At 35.6% G+C, this 24259-nt stretch carries 26 protein-coding genes; 13 read left to right on the top strand and 13 right to left on the bottom strand.

Features of this window, described 5'->3' with window-relative positions:
* The first annotated feature begins 16 nt into the window (after positions 1-16).
* Complete coding sequence (rbsD, locus tag AC806_RS02300; RefSeq protein WP_038022287.1) at positions 17-412, top strand: D-ribose pyranase; 396 nt, start codon at positions 17-19, stop codon at positions 410-412.
* A gap of 30 nt (positions 413-442) precedes the next feature.
* On the top strand, positions 443-1333 hold the full coding sequence (rbsU, locus tag AC806_RS02295; RefSeq protein WP_069028697.1) for a ribose/proton symporter RbsU: 891 nt from the start codon (positions 443-445) through the stop codon (positions 1331-1333).
* A gap of 132 nt (positions 1334-1465) precedes the next feature.
* Here the strand turns inward: rbsU and AC806_RS02290 are convergent, their stop codons facing one another.
* Positions 1466-2017, bottom strand: coding sequence for a GNAT family N-acetyltransferase (locus tag AC806_RS02290; protein ID WP_069028696.1), 552 nt, complete (start codon positions 2015-2017; stop codon positions 1466-1468).
* A 469-nt stretch (positions 2018-2486) separates the two neighbouring features.
* Between AC806_RS02290 and AC806_RS02285 the strand changes: the two genes are divergently transcribed.
* Positions 2487-2735: a hypothetical protein gene (locus tag AC806_RS02285; protein WP_014123864.1), complete on the top strand. Its 249-nt coding sequence runs from the start codon at positions 2487-2489 to the stop codon at positions 2733-2735.
* Positions 2736-3049: 314 nt separating this feature from the next.
* Here the strand turns inward: AC806_RS02285 and AC806_RS02280 are convergent, their stop codons facing one another.
* The 3 genes from AC806_RS02280 to AC806_RS02270 all read right to left on the bottom strand — a co-directional run bounded on the left by AC806_RS02280 (position 3050) and on the right by AC806_RS02270 (position 6645).
* Positions 3050-4276 carry an MFS transporter gene (locus AC806_RS02280; protein WP_069028695.1) on the bottom strand — a complete coding sequence of 409 codons (1227 nt, stop codon included), beginning with the start codon at positions 4274-4276 and terminating at the stop codon, positions 3050-3052.
* A gap of 452 nt (positions 4277-4728) precedes the next feature.
* On the bottom strand, positions 4729-5892 hold the full coding sequence (locus AC806_RS02275; RefSeq protein ID WP_014123862.1) for a spr1629 family repressor/antitoxin: 1164 nt from the start codon (positions 5890-5892) through the stop codon (positions 4729-4731).
* A 27-nt stretch (positions 5893-5919) separates the two neighbouring features.
* Entirely contained in the window at positions 5920-6645 is a 726-nt protein-coding gene (locus AC806_RS02270) for a spr1630 family ClpXP-sensitive toxin (protein ID WP_028791011.1), read from the bottom strand.
* A gap of 408 nt (positions 6646-7053) precedes the next feature.
* Between AC806_RS02270 and AC806_RS02265 the strand changes: the two genes are divergently transcribed.
* From AC806_RS02265 to AC806_RS02255, 3 genes are read left to right on the top strand one after another with little or no spacing between them, the layout of a single operon-like run.
* Positions 7054-8550 (top strand): phytoene desaturase family protein, encoded by a 1497-nt coding sequence (locus AC806_RS02265; protein ID WP_069028694.1) that lies wholly within the window; start codon positions 7054-7056, stop codon positions 8548-8550.
* Entirely contained in the window at positions 8531-9397 is an 867-nt protein-coding gene (locus AC806_RS02260; protein WP_061840054.1) for a phytoene/squalene synthase family protein, read from the top strand. Before AC806_RS02265 ends, AC806_RS02260 begins: the two co-directional genes overlap by 20 nt.
* A gap of 16 nt (positions 9398-9413) precedes the next feature.
* Complete coding sequence (locus AC806_RS02255) at positions 9414-9953, top strand: TetR/AcrR family transcriptional regulator (protein WP_069028693.1); 540 nt, start codon at positions 9414-9416, stop codon at positions 9951-9953.
* 553 nt (positions 9954-10506) lie between these two features.
* Here the strand turns inward: AC806_RS02255 and AC806_RS02250 are convergent.
* Positions 10507-11715 carry an iron-containing alcohol dehydrogenase gene (locus AC806_RS02250; protein WP_069028692.1) on the bottom strand — a complete coding sequence of 403 codons (1209 nt, stop codon included), beginning with the start codon at positions 11713-11715 and terminating at the stop codon, positions 10507-10509.
* Between the two features lie 56 nt (positions 11716-11771).
* On the bottom strand, positions 11772-13241 hold the full coding sequence (gene betB / locus AC806_RS02245) for a betaine-aldehyde dehydrogenase (protein WP_061840057.1): 1470 nt from the start codon (positions 13239-13241) through the stop codon (positions 11772-11774).
* A gap of 242 nt (positions 13242-13483) precedes the next feature.
* Between betB and cudC the strand changes: the two genes are divergently transcribed.
* Positions 13484-14044 (top strand): choline uptake/conversion transcriptional regulator CudC, encoded by a 561-nt coding sequence (gene cudC, locus AC806_RS02240; protein WP_014123854.1) that lies wholly within the window; start codon positions 13484-13486, stop codon positions 14042-14044.
* A gap of 49 nt (positions 14045-14093) precedes the next feature.
* Positions 14094-14957: a glycine betaine ABC transporter substrate-binding protein gene (locus AC806_RS02235; protein ID WP_069029370.1), complete on the top strand. Its 864-nt coding sequence runs from the start codon at positions 14094-14096 to the stop codon at positions 14955-14957.
* A gap of 399 nt (positions 14958-15356) precedes the next feature.
* Here AC806_RS02235 and AC806_RS12085 read toward each other — a convergent pair whose 3' ends face one another.
* The 4 genes from AC806_RS12085 to mazE all read right to left on the bottom strand — a co-directional run bounded on the left by AC806_RS12085 (position 15357) and on the right by mazE (position 17047).
* Positions 15357-15590: a zeta toxin family protein gene (locus AC806_RS12085; protein ID WP_014123851.1), complete on the bottom strand. Its 234-nt coding sequence runs from the start codon at positions 15588-15590 to the stop codon at positions 15357-15359.
* Positions 15591-15657: 67 nt separating this feature from the next.
* Positions 15658-16209, bottom strand: coding sequence for a GNAT family N-acetyltransferase (locus tag AC806_RS02225; RefSeq protein WP_069028691.1), 552 nt, complete (start codon positions 16207-16209; stop codon positions 15658-15660).
* A 273-nt stretch (positions 16210-16482) separates the two neighbouring features.
* On the bottom strand, positions 16483-16818 hold the full coding sequence (locus AC806_RS02220) for a type II toxin-antitoxin system PemK/MazF family toxin (RefSeq protein WP_014123850.1): 336 nt from the start codon (positions 16816-16818) through the stop codon (positions 16483-16485).
* The gene (mazE, locus tag AC806_RS02215) at positions 16811-17047 is read right to left on the bottom strand and encodes a type II toxin-antitoxin system PemI/MazE family antitoxin (protein WP_041591760.1); all 237 of its coding nucleotides are present in this window, start codon (positions 17045-17047) and stop codon (positions 16811-16813) included. Before mazE ends, AC806_RS02220 begins: the two co-directional genes overlap by 8 nt.
* A gap of 535 nt (positions 17048-17582) precedes the next feature.
* Here mazE and AC806_RS12280 point away from each other — a divergent pair.
* The gene (locus AC806_RS12280; protein ID WP_081497518.1) at positions 17583-17657 is read left to right on the top strand and encodes a putative holin-like toxin; all 75 of its coding nucleotides are present in this window, start codon (positions 17583-17585) and stop codon (positions 17655-17657) included.
* 325 nt (positions 17658-17982) lie between these two features.
* Positions 17983-18750, top strand: a complete 768-nt coding sequence (locus tag AC806_RS02205) for a MurR/RpiR family transcriptional regulator (RefSeq protein ID WP_069028689.1) — start codon at positions 17983-17985, stop codon at positions 18748-18750.
* A 45-nt stretch (positions 18751-18795) separates the two neighbouring features.
* On the opposite strand, the gene AC806_RS02200 is transcribed toward AC806_RS02205, so the two are convergent.
* Together AC806_RS02200 and AC806_RS02195 are read right to left on the bottom strand one after the other, a co-directional pair.
* Positions 18796-19545, bottom strand: a complete 750-nt coding sequence (locus AC806_RS02200; protein ID WP_069028688.1) for an HAD-IIB family hydrolase — start codon at positions 19543-19545, stop codon at positions 18796-18798.
* 2 nt (positions 19546-19547) lie between these two features.
* A complete protein-coding gene (locus tag AC806_RS02195) occupies positions 19548-21203 on the bottom strand; it encodes a PTS transporter subunit EIIC (protein WP_069028687.1) in 1656 nt (551 codons plus the stop codon).
* Positions 21204-21673: 470 nt separating this feature from the next.
* Between AC806_RS02195 and AC806_RS12275 the strand changes: the two genes are divergently transcribed.
* The 3 genes from AC806_RS12275 (at position 21674) to AC806_RS12270 (ending at position 22801) form a co-directional block, all read left to right on the top strand.
* Entirely contained in the window at positions 21674-21748 is a 75-nt protein-coding gene (locus AC806_RS12275; RefSeq protein WP_253212770.1) for a putative holin-like toxin, read from the top strand.
* 298 nt (positions 21749-22046) lie between these two features.
* Positions 22047-22313, top strand: a complete 267-nt coding sequence (locus tag AC806_RS02185) for a hypothetical protein (RefSeq protein ID WP_069028686.1) — start codon at positions 22047-22049, stop codon at positions 22311-22313.
* 413 nt (positions 22314-22726) lie between these two features.
* The gene (locus AC806_RS12270; RefSeq protein WP_081497518.1) at positions 22727-22801 is read left to right on the top strand and encodes a putative holin-like toxin; all 75 of its coding nucleotides are present in this window, start codon (positions 22727-22729) and stop codon (positions 22799-22801) included.
* A gap of 263 nt (positions 22802-23064) precedes the next feature.
* Here the strand turns inward: AC806_RS12270 and AC806_RS02175 are convergent, their stop codons facing one another.
* Positions 23065-24246 (bottom strand): MalY/PatB family protein, encoded by a 1182-nt coding sequence (locus AC806_RS02175; protein WP_069028684.1) that lies wholly within the window; start codon positions 24244-24246, stop codon positions 23065-23067.
* Between the last annotated feature and the right edge of the window lie 13 nt (positions 24247-24259).

Below are 24259 nucleotides of genomic sequence, written 5' to 3'. Positions count from 1 at the left end.
AGGAATGTTTAAAGACATGAAAAAGACAAAAGTCATTAATTCCAATTTATCGCGAGTTATCGCACAAATGGGTCACTTTGATAAATTAGCCATCGGCGACGCAGGTACACCTGTACCGGATGAAACCGAAAAGATTGATTTGGCCGTTACCCAAGATATCCCTAAATTTATGGATGTCTTAAATAACGTACTAGAAGAACTAGAAATTCAAAAAATTTATTTAGCAGAAGAAATTAAGACGAAAAATCCAGAGATGCTAAAACAAATCCAAAAACAATTACCAGACACAACAATAAAATACATTTCCCACGAAGAATTAAAAAGAGAGCTCAAAGATTGTAAAGTATTCGTGCGAACAGGTGAAATGTCACCCTTTGCTAATATCATGTTAGAAAGTAATGTCGTTTTTTAAAAGAAAATTATAGTAGAAAAGAGGATAAAAATGGATACTGTGGCACTTCTTGTTGGTTTAGGGCCTTTGATCGGTTGGGGATTATTTCCAACTATCGCATCTAAATTCGGTGGACGTCCATCGAACCAAATCTTAGGAACAACCATCGGAACATTTATTTTGGCGTTAATTTTTATGTGGGTTCGTGGTCTTGCCTTCCCTAGCGGGTCTGACTTGCTTTTATCCATCGTTTCTGGTATTGGCTGGGCGTGCGCACAAATTGTTACTTTCTTATCATTTCGTTTAGTTGGATCCTCAAGAGCTATGCCTATCACCACAGCTTTTCAATTGCTCGGAGCCTCACTATGGGGCGTGTTTTATCTAGGAGACTGGCCTGGAGTTACCGCTAAAATTTGGGGTGGGATTGCTTTAATTGCCATTATTATTGGAGCCTACTTCACTGTCTGGTCTGAAAACAAAACTCAGGAAAATTCTAGTTTGCTAAAAAAAGCTGTCATTTGGTTACTCTTCGGCGAAATTGGCTACTGGCTTTATTCAGCGGCTCCTCAAGCAACTTCGATCAGCGGGATGGAAGCTTTTTTACCACAAGCGATCGGCATGTTAATCGTAGGGATGTTTTATGCTGCTATAGAAACAGTGGGAAATAATACCGCCGCTTCTCCATTTAAAGAAACTGTTTCTTATAAACAAATCTGGGCGGGTTTCTTCTTTGCTTTTGGAGCATTGACTTACTTGATCTCAGCACAGCCTGACATGAACGGTTTAGCTACGGGCTTTGTTTTATCACAAACGAATGTTGCCTTAGCTACCCTAACAGGTATTTGGTTTTTAGGACAAGAGAAAACGAAAAAAGAAATGACTGTTACAGTCATTGGTCTTGTATTAATCATTGCTGGTGCAGCGGTGACGCAATTTATTTAGCCATATTAATTGGTTTTTCAACAAAACAACTCTCTTTTTGGTATTGAGTCGGACTATCTATCAAAAAGAGAGTCATTATTTATCATTTATACAATTCTCCTACTAAAATCCCCTCAATTAATAGCAATGAACCTAACCTTTTCTTTTTGCAAGGTCTTTTAAAATACGCATTCCTTTTTCGAAATCTTTCGTACCGGGAACAAATGTGTAACCTAACTTTTGGTATATTGTAATCGCAGGATAATTCCACGTTTGAGTATGCAGCATTGCAGGTTGATCAGGATATAGTTCTTCTAAAAGCGCAGTAACTTTGACTGCTAGGAAAGTAGCTATCCCTTGCCCTTGTGCTTCTGGCATCACTGCTAACCAATGAAATTGAGGCCCTCCTTCTTTTGCCCACCAAGCTGTACATGTAGCAACTTTTTTACCAGACGGATCTGTGACAAAAGTCATTCTTTTTGTCAATTCATCTGGATAAGGGGAAAAGTTCTTTTGGAAATAGGTTTCTGCTTCTGACAAGTGATCAAATTCTCCCGCAGAAGTTTCAATAGCTTGCCAATCCCTTTCATCCCCAGGAGTATAAAAGCAAAATTGATAACCTTCTGGCAGTTGTCTATCTGGTAATGCTTGGGAAGTGCTTTTTTCCATTTGAAGTTTAACATAAGGAATTGTTTTATCTATCATTTTTTCTCTAACCCTCCTTGTTAATATAGTAACAAATACTTTTGATACTTCATACCTTAATTGAATAAACTACGTTATAATATTTTATGGCAACTGCCTCGAAAGGGGGGTGACTCAGTTGTACGAAATTGTCTCATTAATCATTGCCCCACTTTTTGTGGTTCTAGTAATCGTGCTAGTTAATCACTGGCTAGATGATTAGCAATGATTGAAACAGTTGCTTTTCTAGCTCCAACGCTGGAGTCGCAACAGTGAAAAGAAAAACTACCCTATTGCCGTAGGGTAGTTTTTTGGTTTTAAAAGTTTAACTAATTACATAACGAAACTCTAGCATAATACACTCGTTTTAAAATATGTACACAGCCACTTTTTCTTAAGAATTTGAATCAGTACTTAAAACATAATACTATCTTTAAAAAAATATTTGTTTTTGAAAACGGTCCTACTGATATATAAAACAAAAACTATTATGAAGGAGAAAACACATAAAAAAATCTTCTTAACTTCATACTTTGCCGGAACACTAAAACAATTTCAATTATTTATTAAAGATAACGTAATTACAGATAAAGAGATCGCATATATTCACGTTGAAGAATATACGGACTATATTGATGAAGGCAAAGAAGCTTTAAAAGAACGAAACTTCTTGCTGGACCCCATAAGTAACAGCGAAACTATTATTATAAATGATACAGTCTATGAAATTCTTAAATAAATATCTAACATTCAAATTTTAAAGTTAAAAATATACTACCTAAAAAAGCCACCCTATTGCCGTAGGGTGGCTTTTTGGTGACTCAGTTGCACAACAGTCTCATTTCGCAAACTTATTATAGCATATAGATTAAAAAATGTACATATTTTGTACGCTTTCACCTACGTATTTACTTTGCCTTAAAAACTTGAGGTATTTTCTCATTGGTTAGAAGAAAAGGATAAAGACGATTGATAACAAGTTGCCGTCCAACTGCACACGTTAGCCCATATCAACAGTTAACCCGATCCTTATTCTCCTTGTTAACAAACTTTTTAGTGCACTTCAACAATATCGGAGGTAGTATAAGCTTCTTTCCGTAAAGCTGGAATACTCATCATCGCAATAAAACTCATGATATACAAACTCGCGATAAACAGCATGACTTGAGATACACCTGCGTTATCTAAGATAAAGCCGATCACAACCGATGAGAAGCCGCCCACAGCACGGCCAACATTTAAAATGGTGTTATTAGCAATCGTACGAATATGATGAGGATACAGTTTTGTACAGATAGCACCGTATCCTGAAAACATGCCATTGACAAAAAATCCCATCATTGCACCACCCAGTAGTAAGGTAGTCATTGAATTCACATAAGTAAAGGCATAAACTGACAACATTGAACAGATCAAAAAGATACCATAAGCAAGTCGTGGTCCGAAATAGTCCAAGATATTGCCAAAGACTAACATACCCACACACATTCCTAAGATAGTTGAAATCATCCATAGGTTATCACTGGCTTCTATTCCTAAAGAACGTTGCATCATCGTCGGTAACCAGTTCATTAAACCGAAATAACCCGCGATTTGTACCGTAGTCATAAGCATCAATGCTAGTGTTTGATGCGTCCGTTTCTTATTAGCGAAGAGTTCTTTGATCGAAGCTTTTTCTTTCTTATCGGAAGTAATTTTTGCCCCACGATCGGTAACATTCTTTTCATCAACCGCGAAATGCATCCAAGCTACCAGTAGCACCGGCAATAGACCAAACAAGAACAAACCTTTCCAGCCAAAAATAGGAGCGATCAATCCTGCCAGCAGTGCTGCTCCAATCGAGCCCAACTGACCCATAATACCATTTAATGAACTAACGCGTCCCATTTTGTTACTAGGCACAATGCCGCCCATAATCGAAATAGCCACACCATACTCACCACCAACACCGATTCCTGCGATAAAACGCATCAAATATAGATAACCTAGACTTTCAGTAAAGAAAATCATCCCTGTTGCAACCGAAAAAACAAGAATTGTCGATTTGAAGACAGTAAATTTATTATAACGGTCCGCTAAAACGCCAAAAACTAGGCCCCCAGCCAGCATTCCTAAATTAGTAATGGTAGAAATCCAACCACCTTCGACACCACTTAAACCTAGATGCGCCATGATTGATCCCAGCGTAAATGACAGAAACATCACATTCAAATCATCTAACCCTGAGGCAAAAATGGAGGCAAAAAGGGCTTTTTTATCGTTTGCTTTCAATTGATTCATTTGAACTCTCCTTAATGTGTGCTCTCAGTCACACTTTATTAATTATTTGATGCATCGACCTGCTTCAGCTTTGTCCAACCATCTCCTTTTACCTATAAAAAAAGACCAACAAGCCGAATGCCTGCTGATCGCAAAAAGAATGTGTTTTAAGACACTACCACATAATTACATATAGGGCAGTTTTCCGATTATGACATTCTTCCATGCATCGCAGTACACGGTTAAAGAAATTTAACTTGATATAAGTTTAGAGAAGTTTTTGGGTTTTGTCAAACTTTTTTTAATAAAGATGCGACTGAAAGTGAAAAATCTACGCAAGTTTTTATATACTAACGTAGATTCTCAATCTTTAAAACCAACAAAATATAAGTCTTGCTAAGAATATATAATACGAGTTTTTCAGAAGCTAGATTTTAACAAAGCTTAGCGCTTTTTACTAACATCCAATTTTATTATGCATTAAAATTAGGTCGCAAAACGTTATTAAAGTCTGTAAAATTACTTTGTTTTTCATAAGGTACAAAAAACTCTGATTCAATTGAAAACATTTCTTCTAATAATGATCTTTCTACTTGAAAGTGTTCTTCAATACTTTGCAAATCAGTAATATGGTTGTTTAGAATCATATGAAAAATACTTCGAATTTTTCCTGGACGCTTTAAGGCAATTTCTCTATCCAATGGTTCTTCTAACTTATAATCGTTTAAAGAAATTTGACGGTAAAAATAGCTATGTTGTTTTGGTGTCAAAAAACCTAATTTATAAGCTCGCATTTCAAGCGCTTGAATGGAAACATGATACTTTAATTTTAAAGGAATATAACTATCAGGATTAGAAATCTTTTTTATTCCTTCAAACTCTTTTTTCACAGTTTGAGCAGGTAAAAGAAAACATGAAGCAAAATAATCTGCTTCTCTTTCTACTTGAGCGCGCTCGTTATTTTCTAACATTAAAAAATCTACATGAGCATGCAACAATAAATGACCTAGTTCATGTGCTAAGTCGAAATTTCTTCTAACAGCTGATTTTTTAATTCCTAAAACGATCACAGGAACATCCTTTGTAGACCAAGCACTATAAGCATCTGCTTTACCACCTACGTTTTTCTCCAGAACATGAATGCCTGATTTTTCCAGTGATAATAAAAGATTGCCATTATCGGAACAAATATTTAAAAACTCACGAGCAAGAACAGCCGTCTTCTTTATAGCTGCATTCGTCAATTCACTAGGCAAATGCTCTATAACTTTTTTTCTCAAAGTGATTAAGGTTGTAGGCGGAATATTTAAAAAGCCTTCTAAGTAGTGGATTATTTCTGCAACGAAATTTAAATAGACAACTTCACTGTTCGTTTTTTTTCGAGAAACAACATCTGCTTTACGGTAAGCAATATTATTCTCTGGAAATGTTTGTGTAACAGTTGATTGCTCAAAGAAAAAAGATGATTTCACCTGCAAAATATTTTTTAATTGCAAAACATTTTCAAAAGACGGCTCAGTCATTTGTTTTTCAAATTGCCAAATAGACTGCTCAGTTACATTTAATCTTTCCCCAAGCTCCTTACGAGAAAGACCGTGTAACATGCGAGCTAATTGTAAACTTTTCCCGTAAAACATTATTTTCTTCCCCTTTTATCTATAAAGCTACTCATCGGAAGCTTCTTTTTCTTCTTTTGGTACTGTATAAGGATAATCATAAAGATTACCTGCCACGATTTCCTCGTCTCCAACCACTGCAGAGTATTCATCTTCCTCTATATTAACAGTGGAGCTTTGTAAATAAGATGACAAATTTTGAATCTCATGTAGCTCCTTTATTTCATCGTCAGGCAAAACTAGCGATACAGATTCAATGACTTTTTCTGCGCTAGTTCGATATACAATAATATAAAAGCTGTCGTATTGTGTTAAGTCTTTCTCAGAAATAGCGTCTTCTGCTAACGGTAAGGCTAATTGAACAAAAGAATTAGTTAATTCCCTTTCTCCCTTATAAATGGAGTCAAGCTTTGCCTCATTGATCTTTGCGTAATCAGATAAATACTGACTCGTTTTCTCTTGTTTATTCTTGGAAAAAGTCTGCTGTAAACGAAAATCATTTTTTATAATAAGAAGAGAAGGTTTACTTTTATTAAGTGTAAATTCTAAATACTGCCAACTTTGTCCAGCTGTCTTTTTCTTGTATTCCATAAAGTCTGACACGTTTTTGGCAATCCCATCATCAATAAAATTTCCTCTTGTAAATGCAAACGCAGCTGAAACCTTTAGTCTATTTCTCATTTCCCTGCGAAGTTCCAAATATTCTTTGTAGCCATTTAATAACCCATCCACTACTGCTTGTGCTTGCTTTTCATTTAAAACTGTCCCTTCCATTAGCTTTGCCTCCATCTATCTGTATTTCATTTATTATATACTATTAATTTTATAATTTAAACCAAAGAGTACAAAAAAGTGATATTTTTTAAAGTGAACTATGATAAGTGCCATATTCATATAAATATCACTGGATGACTCCCTTTATCAAGAAATTTCTGTAAACTTACTTTCGTTACACTACCTTTTTTTGCAAGTTTAAAATTTTAGTTTTGTTACTATATGTGTCAATTTTACTTTCAATTTAGTAAGTAAAAACGCCTTAGAAACATAATAATTGATTAATACTTTGAAACTATGGTAATTTTTACTTATCACCTGATAAGTAAAAAAATCCTGAAATATATAGTTGATTTTTAAACTTATGTATAAAACGTGAAAAACAATGCTGTTAAAAAGGGAGAAAAAATGGAAAAAATAGTTGTAATAGGCGCAGGGGTTGCGGGATTGTCCGCAGCGGTTCGTTTACAAAAATTAGGCTACAATGTGCACTTATATGAAAAAGAAACACAAGTCGGCGGGAAAATGAATCAAATCAAACAGAAGGGTTTTACTTTTGATATAGGACCTACCATTGTGATGATGCCAGAAATTTATCAGGAAATTTTTACATTTTGCAAAAGAGATCCAGAAGAATATATCCCTATGAAAAAAGTCGAACCTATGTTGGAATTGTTTTTTCGTGAGGACGCTCCTTTATTATTTTCTAGTGATTTAACCGAATTAACCAAAACCTTAGAAGCCATTTCTGAAGAAGAAGCGCAAGGCTATTTTCATTTTTTAGCTGATATCTATAAACGATATACAATTGCAAAAAAGCATTTTATTACCCAATCCTTTCGTGGTTTTTGGGATTTTTATAATCCAAAATCTTTATACGCAGGATTACGTTTAAGGACCTTTAACGATGCCTACTCTTCTATTTCAAAATTTGTCAAAGACGATCGTCTTAGAAAGTCACTCGCCTTTCAAACCTTATACATCGGTGTTTCTCCTTATCAAGGTCCTTCATTGTATACCATGATACCCATGATTGAACTATTTTATGGTATTCACTTTATCAAAGGCGGAATGTACACATTAGCTACATCCTTAGATCGCCTTTTTGCTGAATTAGGTGGAAATCGTCATTATGCAACAGCTGTAGAAGAAATCGTCATTGAAAATAAAGTAACTACAGGAATTAAGGTAAACGGCGAATTCGTAGCCGCAGATGCCGTAGTCTGTGGCGCAGATTTTCCTTACGCAATGGAAAAATTGATTCCTGATGAAAACAAGCGCGGAAAATATAGCAATAAGAAAATTGCCGCGATGGATTATTCTTGCTCATGTTTTCTACTTTATTTGGGATTAGATAAAAAATACCCTGAAAGCACCCTGCACAGCATTTATTTTGCAGATGATTTCAAAAAAAATATTGATGATCTATTTGATAATGGCGTGTTACCTTCGGATCCATCTTTTTATCTATATCGTCCATCCTTAATGGATGAGACATTAGCACCCAAAGGTCAAGAAGGATTATACGTCTTAGTCCCGGTACCAGAGTTATCCAAATATCAAGATTGGTCGCCAAAAGCAACAAAAGGCTTTCGTGACCAAATCATTCACTTGATCAAGGAACGTTCAGTTTTTAATGATATTGACGAACATATTGTAATGGAAGCTTGTTATACACCTAAAGAGTTTGAGCGAAAATTTAACGCCTACTATGGCGCAACATTCGGTTTGAAGCCCACCTTAGCTCAGAGTAACTACTACCGGCCGCATAATAAATTTGATTATGCAGACCGTTTGTATTTCTGTGGTAGTAGTGTGCATCCGGGTGCAGGCGTTCCCATTGTGATGCAAAGTGCCAAACTGGCAGTAGAGGAGCTGATAAGAGATGATAATGAAGCCAACTGATAATTTCAAAAAACGAAAGAAAGAATTTGATTATTGTGAAAAGATCATTCAACGACATTCAAAATCTTTTTATGCCGCATTTTCTCAACTTCCAAAAAAGAAAGCTCAAAGCATTTATGCCATTTATGCCTTTTGCCGAATGGCGGATGATATCGTAGATGAAAAAAAAGATGCAGAACAACTACAAGAATTGTTTCAACAATTAGCAGCCTTTGAAGCAGGGAATGTTCCGAATGAGCCTACTTGGTTAGCCTTAGAAGTAGTATTTAAGGAATTTCCAATGGATATTCGCCCGTTTTATGACATGTTAGTGGGACAGCGAATGGACCTTAATTTCCAACAACCCCAAACTTGGCAAGAGCTATCAGAATACGCCTACTATGTCGCGGGTAGTGTTGGACTCATGTTATTGCCCGTTTTATCAGACAAAACAGATCAGATTATTCCCCATGCTAAAAGACTAGGTGAAGCGATGCAATTAACAAATATCTTACGAGACATTGGCGAAGACCTTTACATTGGAAGGATTTATTTACCTCAAAAAGAAATGCAGCGCTATAATGTCACAATGGAAGATTTAAAAAAACAAAAAGTTACACAAAATTTCATTGAATTATGGGAATCTATAGCAAAGTATGCCGAAAAACTTTACCAAAAATCCTTGAACATGATGCCTTATATAAAAAAAGATGCACGTCAACCTTTGCTAAGTGCTATAATAATTTATGCAGAATTATTACCAGAAATCAGACGAAACCAATACGACGTTTTCAACAAAAGACAAGCGGTGAGCACCCGAAAAAAATTGGAATTAATACGAACGATAGAAGGTAATGTAGAAAACTAAAAGCTTAGGTGACTTTATGTATGAAAAAATCTTAGATATAGCAGAACAACTATTTATGACCCAAGGATATCAAGCAACATCTACGAGACAAATCACAGAACTATTAGGAGTAACCCAACCTACAATTTACTATCATTTTAAGAAAAAAGAAGATATTTATTATGCTGTGATGTTGCGTTTATCCAAAGACATAGAGCAAAATTTAACAAAGATTGTTTGTGATTCAACACCTGATTTAGAAAGAAAATTAATAACAATGGTAGAATTTTTGAAGAAGAAACATCCTTTTAATTTCTTTGTCATGATGCACGATGTCCAACACTCTTTGCCTAAAGAAATGACGACAAAACTCTATCAACTTTTTTCAAATTCTTATAAAGCACCTTTTGTTCGCTTATTAACAGAAAACAGCCCGAAACTACGTGAATCTGTTAATATCGAATTTGCGGTTAGCCAGCTATTTATTTTAATGGCATCTTATTTAGATAACACGAACCCCAAAGACAATATTTCGGAAATGATTGATTTATATCTACATGGAATATATAGAACTTAGTGCAAAATAGACAAAAAAACTAGAACAATCTGACATCGATAGAATAATGGTGTCTTAGATTGTTCTTTTTTATCAAGGTTACATTCCTTCTTTAATTATCCGAAAATACATAGCTTTTTATTCGGGAACTTCCTTATTCCCTACTTATCTGAATTTCTATCAATTTGGATAGCGCTTTTCGTTAGCCTATTTTAAAATAAGCAAAAGAATACAGAATTTCCAAACAAACCATCTACAGCAGAATATCCTGATTAAACACGAAAGTGAGTCTTTTGAAATGAATAAAGTTACGTTTGCAGGGGAGTATTGATTTAGATACGAATTTACTTATTAATGAATGATAAAATCTGGAGAAAACACTCATGGAAGAGAACACTATACGACAACAGAAGATAAAGGAGCCGAGCAAGCGATAACCACAGCACAAGCCAAAAGTAAAAAACTAATCTTTTCACAATGAAATTCCATGAGCTAGATATTAATTAGAAATTGTTTAAAGAAATTCTCCAACTAGTAATTCAATGACCAGTTGGAGATCTTTACAATAAACAGATTATAATGTTTTAGCAATCTGATTGAAGCAACGACCATAAATCCATTTATATCCGTCTTCATCGAGATCTCTTGGATTCCCAATCGTTTGTGGGTCTTTCATTGCTTCTTTTGCAAGACGGTCAGTCATATCCGGTGATACACCTTGTGCTTCTAAGCTAGGAACTTCTAAATCTTCCACCAATCGGTAAACCTCATTAACAGCTGCTTTAGCCGCTTCTTCCGTTGACATTTCAAAAGTGTTAACACCTAATGCTTCTGCAATACGGGCGAATTTTGCTGGATAACCTTTCCAGTTATATTCCATAACAGGCCCCATCATTGCAGCCACACATTGACCATGTGCTACTGGGATAATTCCGCCAAGCGTTTGCGCCATCGCATGCGCTGCTCCGGCTGATGCACTCCCATAAGATAATCCTGCCAACATAGCCGCTTGTGCCATCGCATAACGTGCTTCGATGTCCTGTCCATCTGAGTAAGCGCGTCGAATATATTTTCCTACGTATTCCATCGCCAGTAATGCGACCGCATCTGTCACTGGTTGGGCATAATGCATAGTATAACACTCAATCGCATGTGCTAAAGCGTCAACACCTGTCATCGCCGTTACATGTGGCGGCATGGAAACGTGAAGCTCTGGATCAATAATCGTTAAATAAGCAGCGATTAATGGGCCTCCTGTATTAAATTTATATTCTCTTTCTTCATCCGTAATAACCGCCCATTGAGTTACTTCTGAACCCGTTCCAGCAGTCGTTGGAATGGTAGTTAATGGTGGAATACGACGTTCTAGTGGTTTTTTCCCATCTGCTGCTTCGTAATCCAATACACTTCCATCATGGGTTGCTTCTACGCCAATTCCTTTGGCAGTATCCATGGAGCTACCGCCACCTACTGCCACAAGTCCATTACAGCCTTCTTCTTTATAAAGGCTTGAACCTTCAGCAATTAAACGTACAGGAGGGTTTGGCTCTACTTTGTTAAATAGAACAGTTTCTACCCCAGCTTTTTTTAAAGATTCCTCAATCGGTGAAGTGACGCCCGCTTGATAAATCCCCGGGTCTGTTACTAACAACGCCTTCGTAACGCCTAAATTTTTCACTTCTTCTCCTACATGTTTTATCGCACCAATACCATGCTTGATAGCTGTTGGTAACTCAAATTGGTGAAATTCATGCATATGCTCTACTTTCATATTAAGGCTCATTATATATTCCTCCAAAAATCTGTTTTAATATTTATTTCTTGATCCAATTTTCTATTTTAGAACCAATTGATTGGTTCTGGATTAATGTTATGGTAAACATGCTTTGTTTCTTGATATTCTTCCAAGCCAGGCTTGCCTAATTCTCTGCCAATACCTGATTGTTTAAAACCGCCCCACGGCGCATGCGGGAAATACACATTCGCATCATTAATCCAAACAGTTCCCATGCGCATTTTAGCGACACAGCGTTCAGCTTTTGTAATATCCTTTGTCCAGACACCGCCAGCTAACCCATAAATCGAGTCATTGGCTAAACGAATAGCTTCTTTTTCATCACGAAATCTTTCTACTGTAATGACTGGACCAAACCCTTCGTGTTGGACCACACTCATATCCGTTGTACATTCAGTCAAGACAGTCGGCAAATAGAAAAAGCCGTTTTGCAATTTTGGGTCAGTAGGACGAGAGCCGCCTACCGCTACTTTTGCTCCTTCTTTCACTCCATCTTCTACATAAGCTTTTACTTTATCTAAGTGTTCTTGAGAAATTAACGGCCCCATTTGCGTATCTTCTTCAAATCCACTTCCTAAATGAATTTTTTTAACACGCGCCACTAATGCCTCAACAAACGCGTCGTGAATACTTTCTTCTACAATAACGCGTGTCCCAGCGGAGCAAATTTGTCCCGCATGAAAGAAGACAGCATTCATTGCTTGATCTACAGCGGTATCAAAGTCCGCATCCGCAAAAATGATGTTCGGATTTTTCCCACCAAGTTCTAAAGCTAGTTTTTTTACATTTGAGCTAGCCGACCGCATAATACGTTTCCCTGTTTCAATACCGCCAGTAAAGGAAATTAAATCAACGTTTTCGTTAGTCGACAATTCTTCTCCAACCGTTGCTCCCGTTCCTAATACAAGGTTAGCAACTCCTTTTGGTAGACCTGCTTCTTCCATCAGTTCAAACACTTTTATGGTGGTTAAAGGGGTAATTTCACTCGGTTTCATAATTAATGTATTCCCCGCAGCAAGCGCAGGTGCTAATTTCCAAGAAGCTTGCAATAATGGATAATTCCAAGGCGTAATTTGTCCACATACGCCGACAGGTTCTTTAACTACCTTGCTAATAGTATCTGGCACAGGAGAATCGATAATTTCTCCGCCATCTTTATCAGCTAATTCTGCATAATATCGAAACACACCCGCGATATCTTCCATATCACCTCTGCTTTCTTCTACTGTTTTTCCTGTATCAAGCGATTCTAACTCCGCTAATTCTTCCTTATCTCTTTCGATAAGTGCTGCAATAACACCAACGAGATTTCCTCTTTCTGTCGCTGATGTTGTCGCCCAATCTCCTTGATCAAAAGCATTTCTAGCTGCATCAATGGCTAACTTGGCATCTTTTTCATTGCCTTCAGCAACAAGCGCGACTACTTCTTGGTCAAATGGGTTGATAATTTCCCTTGTCTCTCCAGAAAGAGCAAGCACCCATTTCCCATTGATATATTGTTTTTTTACATCCAAATAAATTCCTCCTAACCAACGTTAATTTTGTTAAATATAAATTTAACGTTTCGATTAATCTTAATATTAACGAATAAATTTCATGCTGTCAAACGAATCTATGTTCTTTTACTTTTGCAATTGAACAGATCTTTATTCATCAATAGCCATTTGACAAATTCATTTATTTCCTTATTATTAACATTAAGGTAATTAAGAATAATTTTAACAAAGTGGACGCAGAATTATAGGAGGACTTTATATTGACCAACTCCCACGATGAGAAGGCAAAAGCACAATTAGAAGATGCAGAAGATCAAGTGACACAGGCTATCTCCGAAACAATGGATTTATATGGCGTAACGCCAGCAGCTGGAAAAATATACGCGACAATGTATTTTGAAGATCAAATGAACTTAGATGAAATGCGGGAAAAGCTAGGAATGAGTAAACCTAGTATGAGTACAAACGTTCGACATCTTCAAGAAATTGGAATGGTAAAAAAGAAATTTCAACGTGGTTCAAGAAAACATACTTATACTGCAGAAAAAAATTTCTTTCATTCTTTTATGTCCTATTTCTGTCAGATGTGGGAACGGGAAGTAAAAACAAATATGAAAGCCATCCACCATGCTGAAAAAGCACTTTGTGAAATTATTCATGACGAGGATGTTTCTGATAGTTTACAAGAAGAAGCGAGAGATCATTATGAATTACTAAACCAGTCCAAAATTTATTATCATTGGTTGGAAAAATTAGTCCACAGTATTCAATCCGAAGAAATTTTTGAGTTTTTGCCAAAAGACACCTCAGAAAAAAATTAAAAGGAGAGATATTATTAAGTTTTCAAAGCAAAAAACACTCATTTTTATCATGACAACAATTTCTATTTTAGTACTAAGTGCATGTAGTGAAGGTACAACAAATGAAGACGCTGCAGAAGAAAACAAAGGAACTATTGAGATGGGGCAAATTAGCTGGGAAGAAAATATCGCAGTGACAAATATGTGGAAAATTCTTTTAGAAGAAGAAGGCTATGAAGTGAACTTCCACTTATTAGATATTGCCACACAAATGTCCTCACTTGAAAATGATGAACTAGATATCAGTCCTGAAATTTGGTTGCCAGTTCAAGATGCGGAATATAAAACACAGTATGAAGACACCGTTAATTTTTCAGAAGAGACTTGGTATGATAATGCAAAAGTTGGACTGGTTGTACCAAGCTATATGGAAGATATAAATAGTATCGAAGATTTAAATGACCATAAAGAAGACTTAGATCAGAAAATCACTGGTTTTGACGCTGGCGCAGGAACCATGTTAGTCGTAGAAGATGTAATAGAAGAATATGGATTAGACTATGAACTCACCGCAAGCTCTGAACCTGCTATGCTGACTGAATTAGAAAAGTCAATCGATAATGAAGAGGATATTGTGGTACCCTTATGGAACCCACATCGTGTGTTTTCTGAATTGGACTTAAAATATCTAGACGACCCTCAAAATGCCTTTGGCGAAGCTGAAAAAATTCATCATGCCACACGCCAAGGTTTTGATGAAGATTATCCAGAAATAGATCAGTGGATGAAAAATTGGAAAATGGATGATGATCAAATTGGTGAATTAATGAGTTATGTCAGTGAAGCTGAAGAGGAAGATGAAGAACCGTCTGAAGGCGCTGAAAAGTGGATTGATGAAAACCAAGAACTCGTTGATGAATGGCTGGAAAAATAAACTTCTTTGTTCAATTTCAACAAACAAGGGGTTAAAGGATAGATAAAATTCGTTCTTATAATATTTAGTGTTGTTGCTAAAAAATTAGTAATGACACTATTTTTTGGACAAAATATAAAGAAAAAAACTATTTATCCAAGCCAACGCTTTTACGCTGCTTTCGGTTTGATTCTTCTGCAACATATTTCAACACCGTTCGAAATTCCTTGCGAGAAGCGTTTTTTGAAAATTGAGTATAGTTTTGTTTAAGGTTCTTTGAGCTTCTTCTTTACTTACCATCTAGTTTTACTTCCACTTCTTCAAAAGAAAAGTGATCAGAAATAATTAAATCAATATTTTCCACACCTTCAACAACTTCTGAAATAGCATTTTGAAAGACTTTTAGTACAACTACAATACCTACTTCGTCTTCAAAGGTTTCATTACTTTTTTAACATTTTTCCTAGAATTAAAGTAAGACTTTATAAGTTTCGCTTTAGGTACATACCTTCCTTCTGTTTGTTGTCTTAACTGTGTAAACGCCCTAGCTATGAATAGGTTTTGATAAACATAATAAGTTGAGGTATCATAATCTCTTTTCACTGCTCTTTTGACATTTTCTAAAGACTTATCAATAGCAAATGTACCATCCAAGATAAAAGAATAACCTTTTTAACATGAGCTATCGTAGCAATATACTCCCCAATTAATAGCGTTCAATTTAATCCTCTCTTCTTACAATATCTTTTAAAATACTCATTCCTTTTTCGAAATCTTTCGTACCAGAAACAAATGTGTAACCTAACTTTTGGTATATTGTAATCGCAGGATAATTCCACGTTTGAGTATGCAGCATTGCAGGTTGATCAGGATATAATTCTTCTAAAAGTGCAGTGACCTTTACTGTCAGAAAAGTAGCTATCCCTTTCCTTTGTGCTTCCCGCATAACAGCCAACCAATGGAACTGAGGGCCTCCTTCTTTTGCCCACCAAGCTGTACATGTAGCAACTTTTTTACCTGATGGATCGGTGACAAAAGTCATTCGTTTTTCCAATTCGTCTGGATAAGGCACAAAATTCTTTTGGAAATACCCTTGGGCTTCTGACAAGTTATCAAACTCTCCCACAGAAGTTTCTATAGCTTGCCAATCTCTTTCATCCCCAGGAGTATAAAAGCTAAATTGATAACCTACCAGTAATTGTCTATCTGGTAATTTTTTGGAAGTGTTTCTTTCCATTTGAAATTTAACATAAGGAATTGTTTTATCTATCATTTTTTCTCCTTTCATTATCCAGTATAAAATCAATCTGTCTTAATAAGGGTAGGGTACTTTTCCCTCGCTTTTATTACCTTCAAAAAATATTACAGCAACACACAACATGTTCAGTATAAAACATTTTTTGTTTTAACTACTTCTTTTGTAAAGCGAAAAGAAAAATCACCCTACGACAACAGGGTGATTTTCTGGTGGCTCAGCTGTACATTAGTCTTATTTCGCATATTAAGTATAGCATGTAATTAAAATAAAAAATTTTAATTGCAATTATCAAATAATGAACTCAATGATCTGTTCTATTTTCTTCAAGTCCACAGGGTTCATTTTCTCAATAAAGTCAATTTTGCGTTTATTGAAATCTAAAGATTTCATTTGATGGATGACTATTTGTCCTTTTGTTTTATAATTTTCTGAAAGACTATATCTAGTTGGTAAATCTATTTCAGTGGATGTAATAGGACATACCACCGCAAATTTTGTCGCCGTATTAAAATTTCCGCGCGAAATTACCAGAGCTGGCCGTCGCTTTTGAATTTCCATTCCAGTTGAAGGATCAAAGTCGATCCACACTATGTCTCCTTTTTCTGGTGTATAGTGATTAGTCATCCAGCACCTCTTTACCAACTGCTGGCATATCTTCCCATACATCCGATTCGTAAAAAGCTCCTTCTGTAACATTAGCAAACGGATCTTCAATTTTAGGTATCAAAACAATAGTTCCATCATTTCCGTATGAAACAAGATATTCTTTCCCAGGAAAAACTGTTGCCCCATCCTCAGCTGGTAAAGTAACCACGATAGATCTACCTTGTGCCCTTGTTTTTGTCTTTAGCATAGAAATCACCTCTCTAATTTGATTATACATGGTAACACCAAAATAATCAAGCGTGACCAAACTTGTGAGTTCACCCATTTCCTAGCATGAAGCGCTAAATTCTGTTACATTATTCTTTTTCCTATATTTAAGGTAATATAGATCTTTCGTCAAAAGAAAATAAACAATAAAAACTTTCTCCTGTTATCATGTAGTATAAATAATCACACTATAACGATATATTTAAGCGTTCTTCTCAAACAAAAACACTATAATATCAAAAAAACCAGCCCTATGATGAATAGGAGCTGGCCTTTGTACTGTCTTGCAACAAACATTTTCTCGTTTCTCAACTTCATTATAGCATACTATTCGAAAATATAAACATGCTTGTCATTTTTGTTCTTATAAAATTCTATAAACCGTGTTATAATATAGGCGACAGTAAAGTTTAAGACGGTGGCTATCTTTTTTGAAAGGTGGTGCTTATGCAAGTAAGTGCTAAAATCTTAAAGAAAGGAGAGGCCCTTTGTCTGTTGCGGAAGCGCTAGGGCTAATGATTGCGTTCGGTTCTTTTACCGCTACGCTAATCTTTGGCATCCTAGACGCCGTAAAAAAGACAAAAAAATAACCGTCAAACTTTAGCAGGAGCGACGATTATTTTTCATTAAATAATTAATACCTGTCACCGTCTTAAACGGTGCTGTTAAGAGGGGTTGTTGAAACAATCTCTCTTTCCATTTGTATTATAGCATAATTCTAATGAATTTTTCAATTTTTAGTCAGCTGTACCTACCCTTTTGTAAAAGCTATTACTTTCAAGGAGTTTTTGAAAATTTCTCTTTCAAATTATCAAATTCCCTTAACTTTTTTCTACCCCCAAACTTAAACCAAAATTTCCCTACATAAATTATCTGTTATAATAATAAATGAAAAATTATTTAGGAGGATACTTTATGGACTCGGTCTATCATCAAATACAAAAGAACTATGATGCACTATCAAGTACTGAGCAGATCATTATCGATTACATGTTGAACCAGCCCAATGTCAAGAATTTGAAAATGAAGTTGATCCAAAATGATCTTCACGTCTCTGCTCCAACGATTGTACGAGCTATAAAGAAACTATCGTACCCTTCATTTACTGAATTTAAATATGCGATTGCAAATACGCAAGGCCCGGCAAATCAGATTGATTCAGAGGAGAATTACGAAACAATGATTGAGACATTTTCTTCCGATTTTTCCAAAACAATTCATATGATGGAAGAAGAAAAACTTTATGCTATCGCTAATTCCATATTACAAAGTCATCGAGTTTTTTGTATTGGGATGGGATCAAGTGTAAGTGTAGTCAATTCATTCAATCGAAAATTAAAAAACTTGGGATTATGGTCTAATGATTACACCGAAGCCGCCCCTTTTCGTGATATTGCTGATATAGCTACCAATAACGACTGCTTACTCATTTTTTCTTTAAGTGGTAAAGAAGAGCAAATTTTAGAAATCGCTGTAAAAAGTAAGTTAAAAAATGTCACTGTCATTTCAATTACCGGATTTTCCAATAATCCATTACAAAGCTTATCAGACATTTCACTGCTTACTTATCAGACGCCACAAAAACGAAAAAAACTGCGGTCACGTTTGATGTTATCGGTCGCTGCCGAAGTTATCTTTGAAACCGTATTACTGAAAAAAGAAGGAGAAAAAGACGATACTTAAGTAAAAGAAAAGTCGAGCATATATATCATACGCTCGACTTTTCTTTTATATATATTGCGCAATTTCATAAAAATCATCTATCACATAATCCGCTGCCTCCCGTACTTCAGAGGCTGCATGTCGCAAACAAAAACTTGTATCCGCTAGTTCAAACATACTCATATCATTTTCAGAATCACCAACAGCAATGACTTCTAATGGTTGTGTTTGTTTGATATATTCAATGGCTTGACCTTTTGTGATCTCTGCGGGCGTGATTTCTATTCTTTCAGGTCCGCTCTTACAAATGGAAAGCTCCGGAAATTTATGCTGTAAATCTAGTAATGTCGACGTACAACGTCCAGCTTCAGGTCGCACATTAATTTTATATATCCTCAGTGGTGCTATTTCATGAATCATGTCTTGAGGCTTTATTAGTGGAACATTCCAAATACGTCCTTGATTTCCTGACTGATAGGTTCCGATACGATTTTTCCCATCTAGTGCGTCATAAATCAATTGATTGTCTTGAATATAATACAGTAATTCAAGCAAAACGGACGTTTCGATAAATCGTTCAAATATCTTTTGCCCCTCTTTCATAATCAAACCACCATTAAAGCCGATTTTAGCATTCACTTTGAACCCGATTTGCTCTTCAATAAAATCAATTTCTTTAACAGAACGCCCTGTGGCAATCCCCAAATGAATTTTATCTTTTAAAGAAACAAATAGCTTCTTATCTTTAGAAGCGACTTGTCTTGAATCTTTCACAAAGGTCCCATCTAAATCAGTCACTAGTAATTTATTCTCCATAATCATTCCGCCAATCCTAAAATATCCTGAATTTCAACTTTTATTGGGTTCGCTTTGCCCCCATAAATCGATTGCATTTGCATCCCTGAAGTTGCAAATCCCATCGCTTCTAATTTATTTTTTATTCGGTCGGAATCCACCACAGCATCATCTTTCACATTGATACGCAAACGGGTAATACAAGCATCCACTACTGTAATATTATCCGCCCCACCATGAGCATCGATTAGCTGTAGTGCTTGATCATGAAGCGCAAGCCCATTCTCATTTTCTTTTTCTTTATCTTTCTGAGTTTTTACGCCCATCTTCTCACGTGTTTCGTCTTTCCCATGTAAGGTGATCGTAGCTGGGTCTGCTTCACGTCCAGGTGTCTTAAAGTCGAACCTTTCAATAGCAAATTTAAATACAAAATAGTAAATAATAAAACAACCAATGCCTAAAAGCGGTAATAAGTACCACTGCGTCCGCATTCCTTGTAAAACACCATAAATTAAGAAATTAATTAAACCATGTCCTGTTGGCGTCAAGAAAGCTGCTCCAACAATATTGGTGACTAACATCGTAAGCCCAGCTAAAACCGCATGGATGCCATACAGGGCTGGTGCGACAAAAAGAAAAGTAAATTCAAGAGGTTCCGTAATTCCTGTAACAAATGAAGTTAACGCCGCAGCAAGTAATAATGAACCGACCGTTTTCCGATTTTCAGGACGAGAGGTTTTATACATTGCTAAAGCTGCTCCTGGTAGTCCAAACATATTAAAAACAAATTTCCCGGCAGAAAAACGCGTAATCATCGAATCGATGGCGCCATTGTCACTTAACGCAGCCATATAAGCATTGATTGTTCCTGCATATTCTTGACCACCAATCGTAAAAACTCCTCCAAGAGGCGTCGTGCGAATCGGCCAATTAATCCCATGATGTAAACCAAAAGGTAATAATAATCGTTCAGATAAGCCATAAGCAAATGTACCTGCATAACCTGATCTCAAAACACCTAGAGACAAAATATTGATTCCTTGTTGTATAAAAGGCCAGATAAAGAAGAATAAGATCGCAACAAGTGCCATCGCCGGAATCGTCAAAATAGGGACTAATCGTGGTCCGCTGAAGAAACCAAATACTTGGGGCACTTGAATTCGAATCGCTTTTTTATGCACAAAATAAACAATAACCCCCGTAATAATACCACCAAAAACATTCAAATCCATTGTTTGAATACCTAACACTTCAGTCTGCATCGCCTGAGCCATTAGTTCATCAGCATTTTCCGCTCCCGCATCTACAAGCCTTCCTGTAGCATCAAGTAAAAAGTTCAAAGTACTATGCAGTACAAGAAAACCTAATAAACCTGAAACAGCTGCCGATCCTTTTTCTTGCTTTGCCAAACCAACAGCTACACCTACCGCAAAAACAATAGGTAAGTTATCAAAGGCAACATTTCCAAGCATTTCCAAAAAACCCATCGCAAATTGTAGGGCTTCATTTTGCATCCAAGGATACATCTCTACGGTATTTTCATTGGTAAATGCTGAGCCAATTCCCTTTAAAATCCCTGCTGCTGGTAACACCGAAACGGGCAGCAAAAAAGAGCGACCAAAAGTTTCAAATACTGATAAAAATTTCGCTTTCTTACTTCCTTTTTGTGACTTTTCCATTTTTTCAAACCTCCCTTTTACTTTCTTTTATCATACCAGTTAAAAAAACGATTACAATTATCTGTGATTTAAAATAACTTAAAAGAAGGAAACTAGTTTTTTAGTAGAAAACTAGCTTAGAATAAAGTGTTTCAGTCAATAAAAAAAGAAACCTTGTATAAAATCATCATATGTACGTGTTCAACGAGTGGTAAAACTGGAGAAACTATTTAATATACTACGCGGGGAAGCTACTATTTTTGTGTTAGCAAAAACTTCTGTTAGTAACACTAACAAGCATTACATTGTTATTTTATTGTCATTTGCCAAATAACGCACTATTTCTATAATAAAACATGTTATAATATAGACGACAGTAAAGTTTATGACGGTGGCTATCTTTTTTGAAAGGTGGTGGTGCTTATGAAAGTAAGTACTAAAATCTTAAAGAAAGGAGAGGCCCTTTGTCCATTGCGGAAGCGCTAGGGCTAATGATTGCGTTCGGTTCTTTAACCGCTACGTTAATCTTTGGTATCCTAGACGCCGTAAAAAAGACAAAAAAATAACCGTCAAACTTTAGCCAGTTACGGTTATTTTTTATAAATAACATAGACTTGCCACCGTCTTAAACGGTGCTGTTACTAGAGGGGTTGTTAACACAACTCCTCTTTTCGTCTGTATTATATCGTAGTTTCTAAAAAATTTCAATTTTTTTGTTAGGTTACCTATTTCCCTTGAATCAGCCAAAGAAAGACTTTGCTATAACAATTTTCACCGAAATGATACACTATATTATACAATAATCGTTTACTATTGTTTGAAAAATACTCGCAAAAATTTCTTAACGAACAAGGAGACCTATTCATGGATAATGATTTAAAAGTAAAAATTGATGCAATAAGTGATCCAGAAGAATTAAAACAATATTTAAATCCTTTAGATAATGACTCCTTTTGTCAAATCGTTACCAGCTGTGCTGATCAACAGGAAATGGATACTTTTGTTCCTAACCATAAATTTCCTGCTTATACCATTGCCCTACACTGCCTTGATCAACACAATATGAGCCAAAAACAACGGAAAACCATACAAAATATTTTCTTAGGTGTTAAGGCGCAGGAAAACCAATAGGTTATTTCGCCAAGTTATCGCCTATAACGAATTTACTTAAAAAACGCCTTTAGTGTCCATTTCAAATGTTTGGCTCCATGTCTTTTCGACCATTTGAAATTTAACTTAAGGAATTGTTTTATCTATCATTTTTTCGCTCTTTTTTATCCAATGCAAAATCAATTTGACTTAATAATGTTACTTTTTTTTCACCTTTACTACCTACAACAAAAATATTACAGCAACACACAAAACGATCATTATAAAACAATTTTTGTTACCATCAAATTCTATAAAATATGTTATAATGTAAGCAACAGTAAAGTTTATGACGGTGGCTATCTTTTTTGAAAGGTGGTGGTGCTTATGAAAGTAAGTGCTAAAATCTTAAAGAAAGGAGAAGGCTTTTGTCCATTGCGGAAGCTCTAGGGCTAATGATTGCGTTCGGTTCTTTTACCGCTACGCTAATCTTTGGTATCCTAGACGCCGTAAAAAAGACAAAAAAATAACCGTCAAACTTTAGCAGGAGCGACGATTATTTTTAAAATAATTTGATTTCTGTCACCGTCTTAAACGGTGCTGTTACTAGAGGGGTTGTTAACACAATTCCTCTTTTCGCTTACATTATAGCATATCTTCCAAGAAGATTTCAATTTTTGTTAGATTGTGGTAGCAAAAAAGAACGAACAAAGATTGAATTTGAAAATAACAAGATTATGTTCTTGCTGAACCAGAATGAATGCACCTTACCCAACATATTTTTCATAAAAATCTATTCAATAGTCTTAATAGACTTTTCCAATCTTTCTAATCCATCTACTAACTTACTCCGTGGACATCCAACATTCATACGTAGAAATTTCCCTTCATTTTCGTGATAAACTTTACCTGACATAATTCCAACATTGCCAACATTTACCAAAGCATTTTGTATTTCTTCCTCCGATGATTTTAAATCTGAGCAGTCCATCCACGCCAGATAGGTTGATTCTGGAATTTTAAACTTCACATTTGGAACCTGTTCTTTTACAAAAGAAGATACAACTTGCATATTACCATATAAATAATCAACTAAATCATCCACCCAATAAGCAGAATAGTTGTATCCTTCGATTATTGATAGTAAACCAAATATAGTTATGCTAGATAAACCATCACGTTGTTTTATAGTAGTCAAAAATTTATCTTTTATGTTTCCATCTGGTATAAATACATACGAACCACCTAATCCTGGTGTATTAAAAGTTTTGCTAGCAGATGTGCAAATAAATACATTATCTGGATTCGTTGTCATACTTGTAATAGGTATATAGTTGTGATTGGGATAGACAATATCCATATGAATATCATCAGAAATAATTTTGACTTGATATTTTTCACAAAGATTTATTACGTCCTTCAATTCTTGCTTACTCCATACTCTACCGGTAGGATTATGCGGGTTACAAAATAACATTACTTTGCTTTTTGGATGAGATAGCTGTTTTTCTAACAAATTAAAATCAATGGAATAAGAACCATTTTTGTAAGTCAAAGGATTCTTTATCATTTCTCTACCAGATGCGTTTAACTGTTTAAAAAAGGCGTCATATCCTGGGGTTTGCAATATCACTTTATCGGTCTCATCTGTTAGAATTTCAATTAATTTTGAAATTGAATAAATAACGCTCGGACTGTAAACAATCCAATCAGCAGGCATATTTACTGCAAAACGTGACTTGTACCAATGTGTAATAGCTGATTTATATTCGCTGTGGTTCCACCTTGTGTATCCAAATACACCGTGTTTCACATACTCATCCATTACTTGTAAAATTTCATTGGGACTTTGAAAATCCATATCTGATATGGAAAAAGGAAGCACATCATTTTTTCCAAAACGATCTTCTGCAAAATCCCACTGCGTGCTATATGTTCCTGTTCGATTAATTACTTTGTCAAAACGAGTCCCCAAAAAAACACCTCCT

The organism is Tetragenococcus halophilus, assembly GCF_001712815.1.
Classification (GTDB): domain Bacteria; phylum Bacillota; class Bacilli; order Lactobacillales; family Enterococcaceae; genus Tetragenococcus; species Tetragenococcus halophilus.
This window is presented reverse-complemented; position numbering and strand designations above follow the sequence as displayed.